The organism is Bacteroides sp. 3_1_23, assembly GCF_000162555.1.
GTDB lineage: Bacteria > Bacteroidota > Bacteroidia > Bacteroidales > Bacteroidaceae > Bacteroides > Bacteroides ovatus.
The window spans coordinates 872,127-890,268 of the sequence record NZ_GG774949.1 but is presented as its reverse complement, the minus strand read 5'-3'; the positions used below and the strand labels follow the sequence as shown (position 1 = coordinate 890,268).

Below are 18,142 nucleotides of genomic sequence, written 5' to 3'. Positions count from 1 at the left end.
TATCATTTACCAAAATGATAAATATACTGTTGAAGCATTACCTTACGGGCGTCCGCATCCAGATAATAACTATCTGTCAGCCGACTATAATTATCATATTCAAATTTCGTTATGACATTATTGGGATCGGTAATGGAAACAACTCCCTGCAAAGGGACATATTCATAGGTGGTAACCCGCGTATTACCGGGAAGTCTCTCACGAAGAGAGTTTATCTTATCCCATATCTCTTCAGTAGGTACGGCAAGTGAGGCCCAATCACCGAAAACGTCTTCGATGTCTCCATCATAACCAAGCGCCACACTCACCTGCTGCCGGGTAGCATTCTCTATCTTGGCTATAGGATAGCGGTTGCGATATCCCCAAATGAAGAGAACAGGCGTATCGTCTTTTGCCATAATTTCGCATACATTACTATTACTGTCATACGATTGGTAAACGACTTCATCACGAAAGTCCGCCATTCGGTCAGTTTTAAATTGCACCCTCACCGGGAGGCAGGTGCCGGACTTAAACAAGATCCTCTTTTCCGTGCATTGCTCGTCTTCGACGTGTTTATGCAAAGAGAGTATGGCAGGATAACCATCCAGATAAGTATAATGATCCGAGAATTGTACGCCGTCACTGTTTGTAAAGTCCACCCTACGTGGCTTCAACGAAGAACCTGGATTGGAGAGATGGCGGTCGTCATACGCATATTGCTTTTCCGTCGACATTACCCGTTGTCTCCCGTTCACTTTGCAATAATATTGTGTCGTTTCTTTATCGAGTGCCCAATACGTTTCACAATCCAAATAATAAGTAGTCCTCATATTCGTAGCAGAATGGGTATTGTCATTGTCAGCCACAAATACCAGCTTGCCAAGCAGGCTATTCGGTTTTTTCATGTACAAATCAACATCCACTATCAGCTTCCGGACAGGAAGATCCACAGGAATATTATACGGGCCCGCGATTACTTTTTTATATTCGTATCGGGTAGATGACACTAGCTCTTGCCCGTCGAAACGGTCTATACCCATAAGAGCCCCATTTCTCTGATTGGTCTCAAAATAGCCTGTAACAAAATCATCAGAAGGTTCATAAGGATGTCCGGGAAGCATCCGCCCAAGTCGATTCAATACGCTTTCCGGTTGATTCAACATAAACTCCCGGACAGAAGCGGATGTATTCTCCCCACTTTCCCAATGCAGAACGTCCTCAAAAGCATGTGCATCCACATCATAGTAATAGACGGTCTTTTGTGAAATGCCTCCTCCCAATATCTCTTCACTGACAATATTGTACATTACCGGACTTCCGTTACGAAAGGTAATATTAGAGACAGGCATCGAATGATAGACTGTCAAATATTCGTTCCAAAGGCTTTGCCCGTCGTCCATTACTTGCGTTACCGTAGAACAATAATCACGCTCTGTAACTATGTGTTTAATAGCACCGCCGCCCCAAACGGATTCATACTTCTCATTATTGATAACCGTCAGGCCATATCTATAATTCTTACAGAGCCTTTTCCTTGTCTTCGGATCATAGGTTTCTATACTCTTCACCCGCAATCCGCCAACCGAATAGAGGTAGTCTCGATACTCCGGCTGTTGGCTATTGTCACGAAACGCGCCGTAATTGCCTTCGTAAGAGAAAGAGGTTTCAATACCTTGCGGATCTGTTATCCGGTCAAGAATACCCACAATGTTACCAGACGCTTCACGGTCTATTCCGACTGCATTCTCAAATAATACAGTGTCTTTTCTTCCCGTGTTATTGGTATCCGGTAAAGGTATTCTTTTCGAAAAGTTCGGCACTGTCAACTTACTACCATTAGCACTCGCTTCCGAACCGTTCATAAATCCCCAATGATCTACAGCCTTCGTATAGATGGAAGGAACGCTGTTTACACCCACATACCTGAATGAATAAGTTTGCGATTCTACACCGGGAGCGGAGATACGTACAGAATCAAGTTTAGTCAAAGAGGTTTTTCCATTATAGGGAGTTACATAAAAGTTAATGGTACGCACCAGTTCTCCATTCTCATCCGTCACTTGCATTTTATCTAATACACTTGTATTGTTAGGCACTTCACCTACTGCTTTATAACTGACAGACAATCTGTTTCCCATAAAATTCACCTGTGCCAATCGGGTAGTACTCATCCTACCCTCCGCACAGTAACTACCTGACGGGTAACTCATATTCGCTACATAGCTCGAAACGCTCTCTTTATTGGCATTGGGCAAGGAGGAAGAACCTGACGATCTGCCTGCCGTAATTTGATAATAGTTATTGCCACCGCTTTTTTGTTCCATCAGATACAATTTGGGACTCCCGTCTTTATCCCTTTCATCAAAGACCAGCCTGTCATTCAAATTATAATAAGCACTAGGTTCCCATTGATTCTGAAGGGTTTGATACTGAAAACTAACCAATGTAGGATGTGGATAACGGGCTGAACAAATAGAGGTACACATCCAGCGGGTAATAATATCATTCATCGTCTCGTGTACGCCATTGAACAGATATTTGACTCCATTTCCATCTGTTATATTCATATCACTTTCAACATACCTTACCACATCGCTGTTATGAGGCACAGTAATAAGAGGGGAAGACCTGTCTGAAAAATATCCGCTTCCACCGCCACCCGGCAACTTATAAGTGAACTTATCCGGACGCGTATCCCGTTTATTATCTACCATCTCCCCATAATAAATCAATCGGTCTCTTTCATCACCGGGGACTGTATTTTGAGAAAAATATCGATCAAACCATCCATAATAGTCATTGTCTGCTACCCCGATCACCTGGCGGGCTATAGACGGTTCGAGATTCAATGTCCATCCTGCTCCCGCATATCCGCTTCCTTCTTTGGGCTTAAGCCCCGAAGCATGATAAGACAAAGTAACAGGTATGGTAACCTCCCCTGCAACTATATCATACAAGGGAATAGTTATGTTAGGTACTCCTGTACAATGATCTACAGGATAAGACTGATATTTCACCATAGCCGTAGCCGTTGGGGAAAGTGGTACAAATCGTGGAACATCCAGCTTTATTCCATCTTCACTCTGCCCCTTAGCAGATAAAACCGCGAAAAAGGCTGATAATATAAGAAACAGCCTCTTTAGTATTATTTTTTTATTCGTATATAGATTATTCATAACTCGTTTTTTCTATTATTTATCAATAAAATAGTTTAGTCAATACAAAATGAATTAGCAGAGTCTTTCCATTTCACACAATCATGATCTATGGAAGGACTACTACTTAATTTTCTGCTTTACAAATTCATCGCATTAGCGCCCAAAACGCCTGCCAAAGCCGAAGCCACTGCGATAACCACCTTCAGGATCATATCCCATACTGATTTCTTCATTGCCATCATTTACCTCCTTTCTGTTCTTTAATGTGTTGTGTTACTCTGTGTTTCTCCGTACTTCCAGTCTCATCAGTTCTATCGGCAAATGCTCCGAACTCATTGAATTCCTTTGCCACCTCAAAGCACGGGCACTGTTTAATCCATTCTTCCGGCTCTATCTCACCGTTTCCGTTCAAGTCCGGTGAAAGATCCCGGTGTCCGCATACCCGGCAGCCAGGGAATTTCTCCTGTAGTTGCCCAACGAGTTGCCGGAGCGTAGCCCGTTGTGCCGGAGTCCGGGTATCTGTCGGGCGTCCCCGGCAGTCCAGACCACCTTCATAGCAGATACCTATTGAATGAATATTGAAACCTTTTGCATGTGCGCCGATACGTTCAAGCGGACGGGTGAGGTGCACTGTTCCATCCTTGTGGATGTAGTAGTGATAGCCTGTTCCGTTAAATCCGCGCCGCCGGTGCAATCGGTCCAAATCTTCCGGAGAAAGTGTACAATCCTCCCTCGTGGCGCTGCAATGCACCACAATCAAGTTGATAATCCTCATGTTAGTGGATGATTTCTAGTTTAGTTAAAAGTCAAATGTTTAGTTAAGCCTACGAAGTTTGTCGTTTACATTTTGTGTATTCTTCACTGCCGTGACGTCATTTATGCAGCCGGATCGGGCGCTTCTCCGCCTCCTTCATTACCGCCTCCACCGGGCTTGTCGCTTCCACCGGAGTTGCCACCTCCTGCACTACCAGCATCGGAAACAAGTTTATCATAACGGGCACACTTCGCACCGGTCACCATCGAACGGGTAGCGGTAGTGCGGTCATGATTCTTAGTCGTTGTCGGTTGGAAGCGGACGGTAAGCGTAGCCTGTGCAGCCGACACTTCGTCAGAAGTTTCCACACCTTTGCCACGAGCCACCATCACCATACGGAAGGTACCAAGACCGTCCACGCTTACGCTTTCCGAAGATTGCAAGTGTTGCCCCATCACCGTCACCAGGTTGTCGAGTGTGTTTTTTACGTCACCCGGAGAGAGGGAAGAGTAGGCTGCTATTTCTTTCGAAAGTTGTGCGGAATCTACGTTTCCCGAACGTACAACTCGGGGATAGAAGAGTTTTTTACCGCTTTTTTTGTCTTCCAGAGTTGACTGGAAGGGTTTGTACAATACTGGCATAATTGTAATAGTTTTTAGTCGTTAATAATTCTAGTTTGTCTGTGTCTTTAAGCTTATCGACAATGCAAATATAAGACCTTATTTCTGTCTGTGCAAGAGATTTTAAAAGTGTGCGTTAATAAATTCGTTAATATAAGAATTTGTTGTTATATCGCTAATTTACAACATATTACATAACGCAACAGCATCATAACCCTTATTAATTCAGTTATTCAGGACACTCAACAAATAATGACCGGGCAGTTTGATCTTTCCGGCACTTGCCCAAATGACACCGAAACCCTTCCAAACCTTACCACCGATTTCTCCGTAATTACTTTTCAGTACGATTGCATACTGTTCAGAGGGAGGAATATGATAAAGGCGAAGGTTATCCAATAGTCCGGAAAGGTTGCGCGGGTGTCCGTCAGCAGGAGCTTGCATCCGGTCAATATCCGACTGTGTCAGTTCATGTTTCTTCTTCGCCGGTTTTCTGTTAGAAAAATCTCCTCCTTCTTCTCCCTCATCCCCTCCTTTGGGCAAAGGAGGGTTAGGGAGGATGTTTTCTTTCCTTTCTTTTTCTTTTCTTTTTATGAAGGTGCTTTTTGTTGCAGTATCCGGGGATTCTGTTACAGTATCGAGGGTTTGCGTTACAATATCCGGGGTTTCTGCAACAGCATCCGGAAGGGTGGAGTGTACGGTTTCCTCATCCGGCAGCAGACAGTAGTCCGGAGAAATATGACGGCGGCTGCGGCGTTTAGTGATAAAAAGGAACTGCCGCTGAATGTCGGCGGAAGTCAGGATGCCGTAACGTTCGTAGAGAGAGGAATCGAAGAAACCGTACTCCACAAACAGACGAAGCACCCGGCGGACACTATCGTTATCCGTGCTGAAGAGCTGGTCGGAGAGTTCGTCATAGAAGTCATCATCGACATGAATATAATAACCCTCGCCCGAATATAGATAAGACAGGGTATAGAGCAGGATCGTGAAGGCGGAATCGCCTTCACGCTTCATCACACGGCGTACGACACGGTCGTGCATAAAATCGGTATTCAAAGGGAAATAGTCAAGCCCTTGTTTTATTCGTCCCATGATATAAATTGTTTTTATAAATCAGTCTGCCAATTCTAATTTTGATCCTGATTTTGATTCTAATTCCAATTCAAAGACTGATTCGGATTGGAATTCAGAACCTGATTCGGATTCAAATTCCGATTCACGGACTTTCCGCCTTTTCCGTTCAATGCTGGCAGCTACGGTTTCAAGGGCATGCAGAATAAGTTCCCGTCGCAACGTGGGATTTTCCGTAGAGGTTATTACCGGATAATTGCTTTCCCTGTCGCATGCCAGGGAGCGTTTCTCGTTCTTCCGGTGGTTCCGGCTGACAGTTTTACGACATTCCTTACAGTAGTTGCCGGGAAGGCCGGTTTTCTTATTGATATAAAAGGCACTTGTCGGAAGAGAGCGTTTGCAACATCCGCAAACGCACAGTGTTTGTACTTTTGAGCTTTTCATTTTGTTATCCAATTATAAATTATAAATGCTAGTTTTTATCAGTCAGGCCTGTAATCATTCAAATACGGAGTATTCGTATACAATATGTTATCCTTTTGTTATCCTATTGCCAGGTATTAACATCTGGCGTTTCAGATATTAATGGTTAGAGAAATAGCTATTAACACTTGAGAGAATAGCTGTTAACAGGCATCAGTAAGCTTTCCGCAGGTGGCGGATGAGAAAATTTCAAGTTTTTTGTGTTTTTCTTGAAGTATTGCATGGCATATCCGTTTTTAATTTATATTTTTGAAACGTTTTCTATTAATCAATGGGACAAAGATAGAATAATTTTCATAAATAAAATAATAATTTTCAATATTAAATCTCAACTATTTCACAAATCATTGATTATAAACATATAGTAAACATATTTTTGAGGCAGCCATTTTTATAGCTGCCATTTGTAAATCCGAGATTAGTCTTTTAAATAAAAAAACAGAATGGATACAAATTTGGATGTATTAGGTATCATCAAGCGTGCCAAACAGGCATTGAACTTAAAGAGAGACAGCGAACTAGCTGAATACCTGGAAGTTTCGAGAGCAACAGTTACCAATTGGGGAGCACGAAACAGTATTGATTTCCGTCTGCTGCTTGACAAATTCGGAGACAAGGTGGACTATAACTGGCTATTATTGGGAAAAGGAAATCCGAAACATCAGACGAGATTTTGCCAAAGCGAGCTGGTACAGGGGGAAGTCGAAATTATACACAATCCGAAAACGCCCGAACCAATAGACGACCGTAGCGTGACATTATACGATATTACGGCGGCGGCGAACCTGAAAACATTATTCACCAACAAACAGCAATATGCACTGGGAAAGATATTAATTCCGAATATTTCCGTCTGCGACGGAGCAGTCTACGTCAACGGAGACAGCATGTATCCTATATTGAAATCGGGAGATATTATCGGATACAAGGAAATTAGCAGTTTCGACAACGTGATTTACGGGGAAATATACCTGGTGTCGTTTATGATTGACGGAGACGAGTATCTGGCGGTGAAGTACGTGAATCGTTCGGAAAAAGAAGGGTATCTCAAGCTCGTGAGCTATAATACTCATCATGAGCCGATGGATATTCCATTCGCGTCCATCAATGCGATGGCGATTGTGAAGTTCTCCATCAGGAGACACATGATGATGTAAGTTTTACCACAAAGAATGCAGAAGACACAGAGTTTCAAGGAAGAAAAAAGACCTCCGTGTCCTCTGTGGTGAAATCAGATTTCTTCCCCCTTCAGCGTAGCCGAGCTGGCCTCCGTGACACGCACATTGACGAAATCACCGACACGGTGCGTACCTCTGTCGAACACCACCACACGGTTCTGCTCCGTACGGCCAAACAGCTGGTCGCGCGAACGCTTGGAGACTCCTTCCACAAGCACTTCATACGTTTTACCGATGCAACGCTGGTTGGATTCGGCAGACAGACGGTTCTGCAAAGCGATAATCTCGTTCAGGCGACGCACTTTCACCTCTTCGGGCACATTATCTTCGAGATGCTTGGACGCATACGTTCCCGGACGTTCGGAGTATTTAAACATGAAAGCGGCATCATATCCACATTCTTCCATCAGCGAAAGTGACAAGGCATGATCCTCTTCCGTTTCAGAATGAAAACCGGAGAAAATATCGGTAGTCAGTCCGCAATCGGGGATGATACGTTTGATAGCTGCCACCCGGTCCAGATACCACTCACGGGTATACTTACGGTTCATCAGTTTCAGAATACGCGAACTGCCGCTCTGCACAGGCAGATGGATATGTTTACACACATTCGGAACTTGCGCAATCACTTCCAGCGTTTCATCACTCATATCCTTCGGATGGGAAGTCGTGAAACGAATACGCACTCCCGGAGCAGCCTCGGCCACTGTTCGGAGCAACATCGGGAAAGTAACCACTTCGCCTGTCGGTCTTTCAAAACGGTAAGAGTTGACGTTCTGCCCCAACAGGGTGACTTCCTTATAGCCTTTCGTCACGAGGTCTGCCACTTCATTCAGGATGCTTTCTACGTCACGGCTGCGCTCGCGTCCACGAGTATAGGGCACGATACAATAGGTGCAGAAGTTATTGCAGCCACGCATGATGGATACAAAACCCGAAATATGATTGCCGCAGATACGCGACGGAATCACATCCCGATAAGTCTCGGTAGTAGAAAGTTCCACATTGATTGCTTTTTCACCGGTTTCTACGGCCGCAATCAGGTCGGGCAACGTCAGGTAAGCATCCGGCCCCACAACGAGGTCTACATGATGATTCGTTATCAGATCATCCTTTACCCGTTCGGCCATACAGCCCAATACACCTACAATCAGATGCTTTTTCTTTTTCTTCAGCGAGTGGAAAAACTCCAGGCGATTCAGAATCTTCTGCTCCGCATTGTCGCGGATGGAACAGGTATTCATAAACACGGCATCGGCTTCCTCCAGCGTTTCGGCTACGGAATAACCCGCCATTTGCATCACCGAGGCAATCACCTCACTGTCGGCTACGTTCATCTGGCAGCCATAGGTTTCGATAAACAACTTTTTGTTGTCATCCTTCATTTCAGTTGCGGATTTAAAGTCCGCTCCCGTTAATTCGTTCATACTCAAATCTTAGTTTAAAAATTCGGATGCAAAGATACGGCTTCGCTTTCAATAAGTAGTGAATTGATATCAAAATAACGCAAAAACTTATGATTTGGCAAGCAAATTTGTAATTTATGTTAAGAGAATAAACATTTTTAGGCGATATGCTTGGCCAATTTAAATTTATTTTTCACATTTGTGCAATGAAAGAAACATTAGATTTTTTCATAGTTAAGGTTTAGGTTAAAAAAATTAAGGGGAGCTGTGAAGCTGCCCTTTTTTCATAATAAAATGTTAGCCTGAACCAGATAAAATACGTAACTTTGGCAGATAACTAATTAGCAGTGAAACACAATGGAAGATTTTTTGAAATTTCTCTTGATAGCAGGTGTCATTCTTGTGGGAATATTCAAAGAGGTGAATAAGAATAGTAAATCGAAAAAAGCTAAGAATAAACGCCCCGTTTCCCCGATGCCATCCCCCGTTGAAGTAGCTCCGGATGCAGTTCCTATGCCCGAGGCATGGGGTGGCCCCAAGTCGCTGGAAGAATTATTCCAGCCTAAACCCCTGAAACAGACGCCACCGCAACAGTCTCCCAAACAGACGGCGAAACCAGCAGCGCAGCAGAAAAGAAAAAAAGAAGAAATATCCGTTTCCGCATCCCTGGCAAACAGTGCCGCGCAAGATAAACGAAATTCCCAACAAGGTTCTCATTATAACTCTCACACCGAATCAACTGATAACGAACATGATTTCACGATTCACTCCGCAGAAGAAGCCCGCCGCGCTATTATCTGGGGAGAGATACTTCAACGGAAGTATTGAGAGAGCCCATAAACTCATTGAGTTTCGAATCATTATGTGACGAGTCATTGCCAAGCATTGGTACAAGGCCGTACAAACAGAGAATTAATTATCAATAAAAATATCAACTGTATTTAACACGAAATTTACTATTTATGTCACTCAATCGTATTTCGGCAGCGGAAGCTGCAAGCCTAATCAAACATGGCTACAACATCGGCCTAAGCGGATTTACTCCCGCCGGAACGGCCAAGGCTGTAACAGCCGAACTCGCAAAAATTGCTGAAGCAGAACATGCGAAAGGAAACCCGTTTCAAGTAGGAATTTTCACAGGCGCATCGACAGGGGAATCCTGTGACGGCGTACTGTCACGTGCCAAAGCCATCCGCTACCGCGCTCCTTATACTACCAACGCCGACTTCCGCAAAGCTGTGAACAACGGAGAGATTGCCTACAACGACATACACCTCTCACAAATGGCACAGGAAGTGCGCTACGGGTTCATGGGCAAAGTGAACGTAGCCATCATCGAAGCCTGCGAAGTAACTCCGGACGGAAAAATTTATCTGACTGCCGCCGGTGGCATCGCCCCGACCATCTGCCGTCTTGCCGACCAGATCATCGTGGAGTTGAACAGCGCACACAGCAAATCCGGTATGGGTATGCACGACGTATACGAACCGCTCGACCCGCCTTACCGCCGCGAAATACCGATCTATAAACCGAGTGACCGTATCGGACTGCCTTACGTTCAGGTAGACCCGAAAAAAATTATAGGCGTAGTGGAAACCAACTGGCCGGACGAAGCGCGTTCTTTCGCTGCCGCTGATCCGTTGACCGACAAAATCGGCCAGAATGTTGCCGACTTCCTTGCAGCCGACATGAAACGCGGTATTATCCCGTCCAGTTTCTTGCCTTTGCAATCGGGTGTAGGAAACATCGCCAACGCCGTACTCGGTGCATTGGGACGTGATAAAACGATTCCTGCATTCGAAATGTACACAGAGGTAATCCAGAATTCCGTGATCGGATTGATTCGCGAAGGACGCATCAAATTCGGTAGCGCCTGTTCACTGACTGTTACAAATGACTGTCTGGAAGGCATCTACAACGATATGGATTTCTTCCGCGACAAACTGGTTCTCCGTCCGTCGGAAATCTCAAACAGCCCGGAAATAGTACGCCGCCTCGGTATCATTTCTATCAATACAGCCATCGAAGTTGACCTGTACGGCAACGTAAACTCTACCCATATCGGCGGAACAAAAATGATGAACGGTATCGGTGGTTCGGGAGACTTTACCCGCAACGCTTACATCTCTATCTTCACTTGTCCGTCTGTGGCCAAAGAAGGGAAGATCAGCGCGATCGTACCGATGGTATCCCACCACGACCACACGGAGCACGATGTCAACATCGTTATCACCGAGCAAGGTGTTGCCGATCTTCGTGGCAAGAGCCCGAAAGAACGCGCACAAGCCATCATCGAAAACTGTGCACATCCTGACTACAAACAGCTTCTTTGGGATTACCTCAAACTGGCCGGTAACCGGGCACAGACTCCACACGCTATTCAGGCTGCACTTGGTATGCACGCAGAGTTGGCTAAGAGTGGCGATATGAAGAATACTAATTGGGCTGAATACTCAAAGTAAATATAATATAGAGTATAGAATTTACAGTATTCGATTCAAAACAAGTATAATTGTATTCTCTGGTAAACAAAATCCTACGTTTTTTGCTTATTAGAGAATACAATTGTCCTTTTGTAGAAGAATCAATAAAGAGCCCTCCATGGAAAATAGTACCTGCCTCTTGACAACATAGAAATCGGATTCAACAACGGAATTCCACTTTGGTTGTACGGGCTAATGTATTCATATCAGCCTATTTCCCAATAATCACCTCACACACCTTATCCTGAAATGCTCTCGCTTTAGCCGCCGAAAGTACATTCTGGTTCATAATGGCAAATGCCACTTCATGTCCGTTCTTCATCTTCAGATAGCCTGCAAGCGCATTTATTGCCGTAAACGAGCCTGTTTTGGCATGAACATTCCGAAAAGCAGGAGTACCTTTCATCCGGAATTTCAAAGTTCCGTCCACCCCACCAACGGGAAGTGATTTATACAACATCTGAAACACTTCTGTTTGCGAGTACGCATATTTTAGAAAGTCCACCAGCAGGGCAGGAGAGAGGTAATTATAATTGGACAGTCCGCAACCGTCGGCAATCTTATAGTCTTTCGGGTCATGCCCCAAGCGGCGGATCAGCTTCATTATTTCGACAATACCATCTTCGGCAGCTACTTGCTTCTTTCCCGTAGCCTGCGCTCCCAGGCGACAGAGAAATGCTTCCGCATTGAGGTTATCACTCTCTTTCATCAGTTGGTTCAGCACTTTCTGCACAGAAGTGTTCCAGCAAGCCATACGCTCTACTCTCACACTGTCGCGAGGTAATTCGGCAAAGCCATACGCCTGGGGAGTCGTGATTCCTTTCCCACGAAGGCGTTCCAGGAAAGTGTGCATAAAAAAACGGGGAGAATCATAGATGTTGACATCATCTTTTCGAATCGAAGTGACATTACCCGAAATAAGGAGATTGTTTCCATTCGTCAGCCAGTCTCTTGTGAAAGAGAATTTCCCGGCAGAAGAGGTACGTGTTTTCGTCTGATTCGTCACTGTATAATAGGAAGACAGAGGCTGGCAGGAAACACTTGCCGTATCGCCCTGCACCGTGGATGGAACTACGGAAACCTGTACAGTCCCCTTGCAGAACATCAGCGGAGAGAGATAAGGCTGATAACCCGCAGGTGTATCGTCCCACGCCCATCCGCTGCCCCAATAAAGGGAGTCTTTCATTGAAACGTCACCATAGACCTGCCCGTTAATAACCGAAAAAGGGAAAGTGATTACCTCTTCTATCAATGAATCCATCGACTGGCTGTCAAATTCCGGATCGAATCCGCCTACCACATACAGGTTGCCTTGCAAGGTATCATGCTCTATCACGCCATCGTGCCATACTTCGGTGCGGAAAGGCTCGTTGGCTTCGGGGCGGGAAAGTGCGGTAATAGCCGTCAACAGCTTCATGGTAGAGGCAGGACGTGAAAGTTTCTCCGCACGATAGTTATAAAGTGATTTCTTAGCCGTCAGATCGTAGACGGATATGCCGACTTCGGATGCTTCGGGGAGCATCTTCTTGATAAGCGAATCTATCCGGGAGAAATTCTGTTGTCCCCAAAGTGGCAACAAACAAACTGAAAGGGCGACTAACAAAAGACTTTTTTTCATATAACACTGTTTATGACATCAACAAATGATCGTATCTTACCTCTATCTATTTCAAGTTTTTCTCTACCTGTCCAAGAAGCGAACCGGCGCCATAGCCGGACCATACATCCTGGATTTTTCCATCAGGGGCAATCAATACATAATGAGGGATTCCCCGTACCTGATAGTTTAGGGCAAGACCGGTACGTCCTTTACGAAGTTCGTTCCACTGGTTACCGCCCATTCCTTTCGTCTTGATATACTCTTTCCAACGTGCTTTCGGGTCCTCACTAATACTAATCACAGTCATTTTATCCTTGTACAGATCCATCACCTTCTCCATTTCAGGTATCGACTCCACGCAAGGACCACACCCGCTACTCCAGAAATCGAGTAAGATGAATTTTCCTTTGAACTCGGAAATATGACGGAGAGAATCATTCGCATCATATAGGTCTCCATCCACCATCATATCTCCAACTCCTACGGTAGCGGGAGGATAAACATAGGCTGTAATCTCCTGTCCGTCGCCTGTTTGTTTATCGGCTTCAGACATTCGGGCATAGAGTTTTTTCACCTCTTCTTTATAAGGCATGATGGTTTCATATTTCATCATGGAAGCAAACAACAATAATCTATCCATCCACACCGGGGAGACGGGAGCTTCTTCCATGTATTCCATTTCCTTTTTCCAGATTTCCTGCTGCAACGGCATGGACAGTTTCCGGATAGAATCTATCTTGGCCCACGCCTGACTTTCAAACTCCCGGTCGCCCGGATGGTCTATGAACATCATCCGTTGCCAGTCATATTCCGCTGCCATGTATTGCATCAATTCTTTCTGTTGGGCCATCGCGCAAGCCGTAAAGCGATTTTCTTCCTGCTGTTCCGGCACATCGCTTACTACTTCCCATGTTTTCACTAGTTTATCCTGCCCCTTGATTTCGATGTATTCCCCCGGTGCGATCCACACTTCCAGCCATGTACCCGGGAAGCCCCGGTTATCAGACATAATCAGCATTTTCCGTGTGGTAGAAACCGTGTCGCGGAAAGAGAACTGCCCATTCATAAGCGTATCTCTCAAGACACAGTTGAGAATATTTCCGTCTTCCTCGTACAGGCCGATCACAATGCTGTCAGGAAGATTGGCCAGTTCGCCCTGAATCAAATATTCATTGGCAGCAACTGACGCTTTACGATTGGATGTACAACGACACATCACCATACAAACTATTGCCAATAAGACCGGAGTGATTATATATTTTCTCATCATATATTCGATTTATAAGTAAGATACCCGCATCAATGACTGATGCCAGATATCGGAATCCATTTATAGAGCTTCCCGGAAGATTTCTCCTACCGTGGGATGTGGGAAAACAATCTTTTTCCATTGCGCTGCCGTCAGTCCGAGTTCAATGGCAGTTCCCGCAAGAGTGATAATCTCCGAAGCCGGATTTCCCAACACATGAGCGCCAATCACCCGCTGCTGTTCATCCAGCAATACTTTGCAGACTCCGTTCACGCCTTCATTCTCCGCCACAAAACGGCCGGAGTAAGCCATCGGAAGTTTGATAACCTGATAATTGATTCCTTTCGTTGAGGCCGACTCCTCCGTTTCACCCACTCCGGCAATCTCCGGATTGGTATAGACTACGCCCGGAATAGCCCGATAACTCATGGCATCTTCCTTTCCCAAGATGGAATGTACGGCAACTTCCGCTTCACGAACAGCCGTATGGGCGAGCAAAGAGAATCCTGTCAGGTCACCACAAACATACACGTCCGGCACAGAAGTCTGCATCTTTTCATTAACTCTGATAGCACCACGCTCCGTCTGCTCCAAATTCAGGTTTTCGAGCCCGAAACCTTTCGTCACAGGACGGCGACCGACGCTCATCAACAGCTTTTCTGCAATGACACTGCCGTTTCCCTCTGCGTTCTCATAAGAAACAACAGCTCCTTCTTCCGTTTGCGACAAGCCGACCACTTTCGTACCAAGCAGGAATTTAATACCTCGTTTTGCATATTCCGCACGGAGCAAAGCGGAAAGCTCTTTATCCATTCCACCCAGGATTTCGTCCATCATCTCAACCACCGCCACTTGTACTCCCAAACTGTTGAAGAACGATGCAAACTCCATCCCGATCACTCCGCCACCTACAATAGCCAGAGAGGCCGGCAATTCTTTACTGTCCAAAGCATCCCTGTGCGTCCAGTAGTTCACCGCATCCACTCCCGGAATAGGGGGAATAAAAGTTTCCGAGCCTGTACAAAGTATCAGGTTCTCTCCTTCGTAAGTCTCTTCCCCACAGCGAACCGTATTTTTATCAATGATCTGCGCTTCTCCTGATACAATTGTAACATTGTTGGCAGTCAGCTTCGCTTTCACTCCCAGCACCAGTTTACGCACTACCTTACTTTTACGCGCTATTATCTTAGGCAAATCGAAAGAGACTTCCGGGATATTGACTGCATACTTCGATGCATGTTTTGCACTGTCATAAGTCTTTGCCGAATACAACAATGTTTTCGTAGGAATACAGCCTTCGTTCAGACAGACGCCACCCAGACTATTCTTTTCGATAAGCAATACGCTCAAACCACCTTTAGCGGCAGCTTCGGCAGCCGTATATCCCGCAGGACCGCCACCGATGATAATTACTTGATATTTCATAGTATATAATCAGTTAATCTTTTCATTATTATCAAAACATGCTACGATTCATCCGCTTGAGAGTCTACAGGGTCTATTGCCTCCGTGCCCTTTATTTTCTTTGCGAACATTCTCTTTTCGAGTAGTTCCGCAAATTCCTGTTCCTTGACAGGCATCACCGAAACAAACTTTCCTTTTCCGTATTCTATCAGGATATAATCCGTCACCGAGAAACGGCCGAGTTTCATGGAATGGTATTTCCTGACTGCAGTAATTTCGGAAAGCGGGATGATCTTCTTGCGAATAAAACGACCACGTGAGACTTCCAGATCACCATTTGTTGTCAATGTATAAGTAGTGTGTATAATTTGTTCGATCACTACAATCAGCATCAGCATAAACAGTACCGCTACCAAGATATATTTGCACCACAATGCGCCAACAGCATTTACAGTAAGCACCACCAACAGGAAATATTGGTACCAGGCGATGCGAGCATGAAAAATTCGATTCATTTTGTCAGATTTTTGCCTGCAAGGTAGCAATTTTATGAATTAGTGACAACGAAAAGTACAACGAAGTAACTTATTTTGTAGCTTTGCGGTGAGAAATAACAAGATTATGGTAAGAAAATTCGATTTCCTCGTTATCGGTTCCGGAATTGCCGGTATGAGTTTTGCGCTGAAAGTGGCGCACAAAGGTAAAGTTGCTCTTATCTGTAAAAGTGGGCTGGAAGAAGCCAATACGTACTTCGCCCAGGGAGGGGTAGCCTCCGTCACCAACCTTCTGGTGGATAATTTCGACAAGCACATTGAAGACACAATGATTGCCGGCGATTGGATCAGTAACCGTGCCGCAGTAGAAAAGGTAGTGCGCGAAGCTCCCGCACAAATTGAAGAACTGATTAAGTGGGGAGTGGATTTTGACAAAAACGAGAAAGGCGAATTTGACTTGCACCGCGAAGGCGGACATTCGGAGTTCCGTATTCTTCACCATAAAGACAATACAGGAGCAGAAATTCAAGACAGCCTGATTAAAGCCGTACAACGCCATCCGAATATCACGGTCATCGAAAACCAGTTTGCCATTGAAATCTTGACACAGCATCACCTGGGAGTGACTGTAACCCGCCAGACACCGGACATCAAATGTTATGGTGCTTATATCCTCGATCCGAAAACGGGAAAAGTAGATACCTATCTTGCTAAAGTGACGCTGATGGCTACCGGTGGAGTAGGAGCCGTTTATAAAACAACCACTAACCCGCTAGTCGCTACCGGAGACGGTATCGCCATGGTTTACCGTGCCAAAGGTACGGTGAAGGATATGGAGTTTGTACAATTCCACCCTACCGCCCTGTATCATCCGGGAGACCGCCCTTCTTTCCTGATAACGGAAGCAATGCGTGGTTACGGAGGTGTACTGCGTACAATGGACGGCAAAGAGTTCATGCAGAAATATGATCCCCGTCTTTCACTCGCTCCCCGTGACATCGTGGCACGCGCCATCGACAACGAGATGAAGAACCGTGGAGACGACCATGTATATCTGGACGTCACCCACAAAGATCCCGAAGAAACAAAGAAACACTTCCCCAATATCTACGAAAAATGTCTTAGCCTGGGCATCGACATCACGAAAGATTATATCCCGGTAGCCCCGGCCGCCCATTATCTCTGCGGAGGTATCCTTGTCGACTTGGACGGACAATCTTCCATCGAACGTCTTTATGCCGTGGGAGAATGTTCCTGCACAGGATTGCATGGAGGCAACCGCCTGGCTTCCAACTCACTGATAGAAGCAGTCGTATATGCCGACGCTGCCGCCAAGCACAGTCTACAAGTGGTCGATCAATATTCTTATAATGAAGATATTCCCGAATGGAACGATGAAGGAACCCGTTCGCCGGAAGAAATGGTGCTCATTACGCAAAGTATGAAGGAAGTGAACCAGATTATGAGTACGTATGTAGGTATTGTCCGCAGCGACCTCCGTCTAAAACGTGCCTGGGACAGACTCGATATTATCTACGAAGAGACTGAAAGCCTGTTCAAACGCAGCGTAGCGTCCAGAGAAATCTGCGAATTGCGTAATATGGTGAATGTGGGTTATCTGATTATGCGCCAAGCAATGGAACGTAAGGAAAGCCGCGGATTACATTATACGATAGATTATCCTCACGTGAAGAAATGATTATGAAAACATTGATTCGGACCTTTATTCTTTTCTTCTGCATAACGGGACTAGCTTCCTGCTATGCAGGTATTCCACTGAAAAGCGGAAAATCGGAAAATAACCAGACTTATGAAGTCAGTTATCTGTTCGAGCACGACGGAGTGAAAGTGTACCGTTTTCTCGATCTGGGAAACTATGTGTATTTCACGACCCGGGGAGATGTAACCAGTATCAAGAATGATTCAACAAGAAAAAGGACAATTACTATTTATAAAGACAGTATACCAAACCGATAACGAAAAGAGGCTGTCTAACAAATTTCTTTTTAACGGCTTCACCTCTATCAAACAAACTCTGACAGATTATGTACGATAGATTATCCGCACGTGAAGAAATAGGATTTACAGTATCATTTTTATTAAAAAGAAAAACAAGAGGCTTCCTCAAATTATATTTTTGAGTTTGGCCTCTTATTTTTTTATCTTTATATGTTTCTTTTGCACTCCTCAAAGAAACTATACTATACACTTATGAGAATATAATACACTTCAACGAAGTGCACATCCATCTATAAAT

At 45.0% G+C, this 18,142-nt stretch carries 16 protein-coding genes; 5 read left to right on the top strand and 11 right to left on the bottom strand.

Annotation, left to right across the window (positions count from 1 at the left end; translation table 11 throughout):
* Positions 1-2: 2 nt before the first annotated feature.
* From HMPREF9010_RS20990 to HMPREF9010_RS21010, 6 genes are all read right to left on the bottom strand, one after another.
* Positions 3-3,158, bottom strand: a complete 3,156-nt coding sequence (locus HMPREF9010_RS20990; protein ID WP_008646984.1) for a hypothetical protein — start codon at positions 3,156-3,158, stop codon at positions 3-5.
* A 119-nt stretch (positions 3,159-3,277) separates the two neighbouring features.
* A complete protein-coding gene (locus HMPREF9010_RS26025) occupies positions 3,278-3,373 on the bottom strand; it encodes a smalltalk protein (protein WP_005681936.1) in 96 nt (31 codons plus the stop codon).
* Between the two features lie 5 nt (positions 3,374-3,378).
* On the bottom strand, positions 3,379-3,915 hold the full coding sequence (locus HMPREF9010_RS20995; RefSeq protein ID WP_008646983.1) for an N-acetylmuramoyl-L-alanine amidase: 537 nt from the start codon (positions 3,913-3,915) through the stop codon (positions 3,379-3,381).
* Between the two features lie 101 nt (positions 3,916-4,016).
* A complete protein-coding gene (locus HMPREF9010_RS21000) occupies positions 4,017-4,535 on the bottom strand; it encodes an HU family DNA-binding protein (protein WP_004302871.1) in 519 nt (172 codons plus the stop codon).
* A 204-nt stretch (positions 4,536-4,739) separates the two neighbouring features.
* Complete coding sequence (locus HMPREF9010_RS21005; RefSeq protein WP_008646982.1) at positions 4,740-5,609, bottom strand: DUF4373 domain-containing protein; 870 nt, start codon at positions 5,607-5,609, stop codon at positions 4,740-4,742.
* A gap of 21 nt (positions 5,610-5,630) precedes the next feature.
* The gene (locus tag HMPREF9010_RS21010) at positions 5,631-6,032 is read right to left on the bottom strand and encodes a hypothetical protein (protein WP_008646981.1); all 402 of its coding nucleotides are present in this window, start codon (positions 6,030-6,032) and stop codon (positions 5,631-5,633) included.
* A 482-nt stretch (positions 6,033-6,514) separates the two neighbouring features.
* On the opposite strand from HMPREF9010_RS21010, the gene HMPREF9010_RS21015 reads away from it, so the two are divergent.
* On the top strand, positions 6,515-7,228 hold the full coding sequence (locus tag HMPREF9010_RS21015) for a S24 family peptidase (RefSeq protein ID WP_008646979.1): 714 nt from the start codon (positions 6,515-6,517) through the stop codon (positions 7,226-7,228).
* Between the two features lie 74 nt (positions 7,229-7,302).
* Here the strand turns inward: HMPREF9010_RS21015 and miaB are convergent, their stop codons facing one another.
* A complete protein-coding gene (gene miaB / locus HMPREF9010_RS21020) occupies positions 7,303-8,676 on the bottom strand; it encodes a tRNA (N6-isopentenyl adenosine(37)-C2)-methylthiotransferase MiaB (RefSeq protein ID WP_004310131.1) in 1,374 nt (457 codons plus the stop codon).
* A 336-nt stretch (positions 8,677-9,012) separates the two neighbouring features.
* On the opposite strand from miaB, the gene HMPREF9010_RS21025 reads away from it, so the two are divergent.
* Complete coding sequence (locus tag HMPREF9010_RS21025) at positions 9,013-9,483, top strand: hypothetical protein (RefSeq protein WP_004302860.1); 471 nt, start codon at positions 9,013-9,015, stop codon at positions 9,481-9,483.
* A gap of 134 nt (positions 9,484-9,617) precedes the next feature.
* Complete coding sequence (locus HMPREF9010_RS21030) at positions 9,618-11,117, top strand: acetyl-CoA hydrolase/transferase family protein (RefSeq protein WP_004310132.1); 1,500 nt, start codon at positions 9,618-9,620, stop codon at positions 11,115-11,117.
* A 232-nt stretch (positions 11,118-11,349) separates the two neighbouring features.
* On the opposite strand, the gene dacB is transcribed toward HMPREF9010_RS21030, so the two are convergent.
* The 4 genes from dacB to HMPREF9010_RS21050 all read right to left on the bottom strand — a co-directional run bounded on the left by dacB (position 11,350) and on the right by HMPREF9010_RS21050 (position 15,906).
* The gene (dacB, locus tag HMPREF9010_RS21035; protein WP_008646975.1) at positions 11,350-12,756 is read right to left on the bottom strand and encodes a D-alanyl-D-alanine carboxypeptidase/D-alanyl-D-alanine-endopeptidase; all 1,407 of its coding nucleotides are present in this window, start codon (positions 12,754-12,756) and stop codon (positions 11,350-11,352) included.
* A 46-nt stretch (positions 12,757-12,802) separates the two neighbouring features.
* On the bottom strand, positions 12,803-14,005 hold the full coding sequence (locus tag HMPREF9010_RS21040) for a TlpA disulfide reductase family protein (RefSeq protein WP_004302855.1): 1,203 nt from the start codon (positions 14,003-14,005) through the stop codon (positions 12,803-12,805).
* Between the two features lie 63 nt (positions 14,006-14,068).
* A complete protein-coding gene (gene lpdA / locus HMPREF9010_RS21045; protein ID WP_008646971.1) occupies positions 14,069-15,412 on the bottom strand; it encodes a dihydrolipoyl dehydrogenase in 1,344 nt (447 codons plus the stop codon).
* 41 nt (positions 15,413-15,453) lie between these two features.
* Positions 15,454-15,906, bottom strand: coding sequence for a PH domain-containing protein (locus tag HMPREF9010_RS21050; RefSeq protein ID WP_008646969.1), 453 nt, complete (start codon positions 15,904-15,906; stop codon positions 15,454-15,456).
* A gap of 106 nt (positions 15,907-16,012) precedes the next feature.
* Here HMPREF9010_RS21050 and nadB point away from each other — a divergent pair, with 106 nt between their 5' ends.
* Complete coding sequence (gene nadB / locus HMPREF9010_RS21055; protein ID WP_004298834.1) at positions 16,013-17,584, top strand: L-aspartate oxidase; 1,572 nt, start codon at positions 16,013-16,015, stop codon at positions 17,582-17,584.
* Between the two features lie 2 nt (positions 17,585-17,586).
* Positions 17,587-17,862, top strand: a complete 276-nt coding sequence (locus HMPREF9010_RS21060) for a DUF4884 domain-containing protein (RefSeq protein WP_004312856.1) — start codon at positions 17,587-17,589, stop codon at positions 17,860-17,862.
* Positions 17,863-18,142 lie beyond the last annotated feature (280 nt).

Excerpts from the sequence above, each read along its gene's own strand:
- HMPREF9010_RS20990 (WP_008646984.1), bottom strand. The coding sequence starts at position 3,158 with ATGAATAATCTATATACGAATAAAAAAATAATACTAAAGAGGCTGTTT.
- HMPREF9010_RS26025 (WP_005681936.1), bottom strand. The coding sequence starts at position 3,373 with ATGAAGAAATCAGTATGGGATATGATCCTGAAGGTGGTTATCGCAGTG.
- HMPREF9010_RS20995 (WP_008646983.1), bottom strand. The coding sequence starts at position 3,915 with ATGAGGATTATCAACTTGATTGTGGTGCATTGCAGCGCCACGAGGGAG.
- HMPREF9010_RS21000 (WP_004302871.1), bottom strand. The coding sequence starts at position 4,535 with ATGCCAGTATTGTACAAACCCTTCCAGTCAACTCTGGAAGACAAAAAA.
- HMPREF9010_RS21005 (WP_008646982.1), bottom strand. The coding sequence starts at position 5,609 with ATGGGACGAATAAAACAAGGGCTTGACTATTTCCCTTTGAATACCGAT.
- HMPREF9010_RS21010 (WP_008646981.1), bottom strand. The coding sequence starts at position 6,032 with ATGAAAAGCTCAAAAGTACAAACACTGTGCGTTTGCGGATGTTGCAAA.
- HMPREF9010_RS21015 (WP_008646979.1), top strand. The coding sequence starts at position 6,515 with ATGGATACAAATTTGGATGTATTAGGTATCATCAAGCGTGCCAAACAG.
- miaB (WP_004310131.1), bottom strand. The coding sequence starts at position 8,676 with ATGAACGAATTAACGGGAGCGGACTTTAAATCCGCAACTGAAATGAAG.
- HMPREF9010_RS21025 (WP_004302860.1), top strand. The coding sequence starts at position 9,013 with ATGGAAGATTTTTTGAAATTTCTCTTGATAGCAGGTGTCATTCTTGTG.
- HMPREF9010_RS21030 (WP_004310132.1), top strand. The coding sequence starts at position 9,618 with ATGTCACTCAATCGTATTTCGGCAGCGGAAGCTGCAAGCCTAATCAAA.
- dacB (WP_008646975.1), bottom strand. The coding sequence starts at position 12,756 with ATGAAAAAAAGTCTTTTGTTAGTCGCCCTTTCAGTTTGTTTGTTGCCA.
- HMPREF9010_RS21040 (WP_004302855.1), bottom strand. The coding sequence starts at position 14,005 with ATGAGAAAATATATAATCACTCCGGTCTTATTGGCAATAGTTTGTATG.
- lpdA (WP_008646971.1), bottom strand. The coding sequence starts at position 15,412 with ATGAAATATCAAGTAATTATCATCGGTGGCGGTCCTGCGGGATATACG.
- HMPREF9010_RS21050 (WP_008646969.1), bottom strand. The coding sequence starts at position 15,906 with ATGAATCGAATTTTTCATGCTCGCATCGCCTGGTACCAATATTTCCTG.
- nadB (WP_004298834.1), top strand. The coding sequence starts at position 16,013 with ATGGTAAGAAAATTCGATTTCCTCGTTATCGGTTCCGGAATTGCCGGT.
- HMPREF9010_RS21060 (WP_004312856.1), top strand. The coding sequence starts at position 17,587 with ATGAAAACATTGATTCGGACCTTTATTCTTTTCTTCTGCATAACGGGA.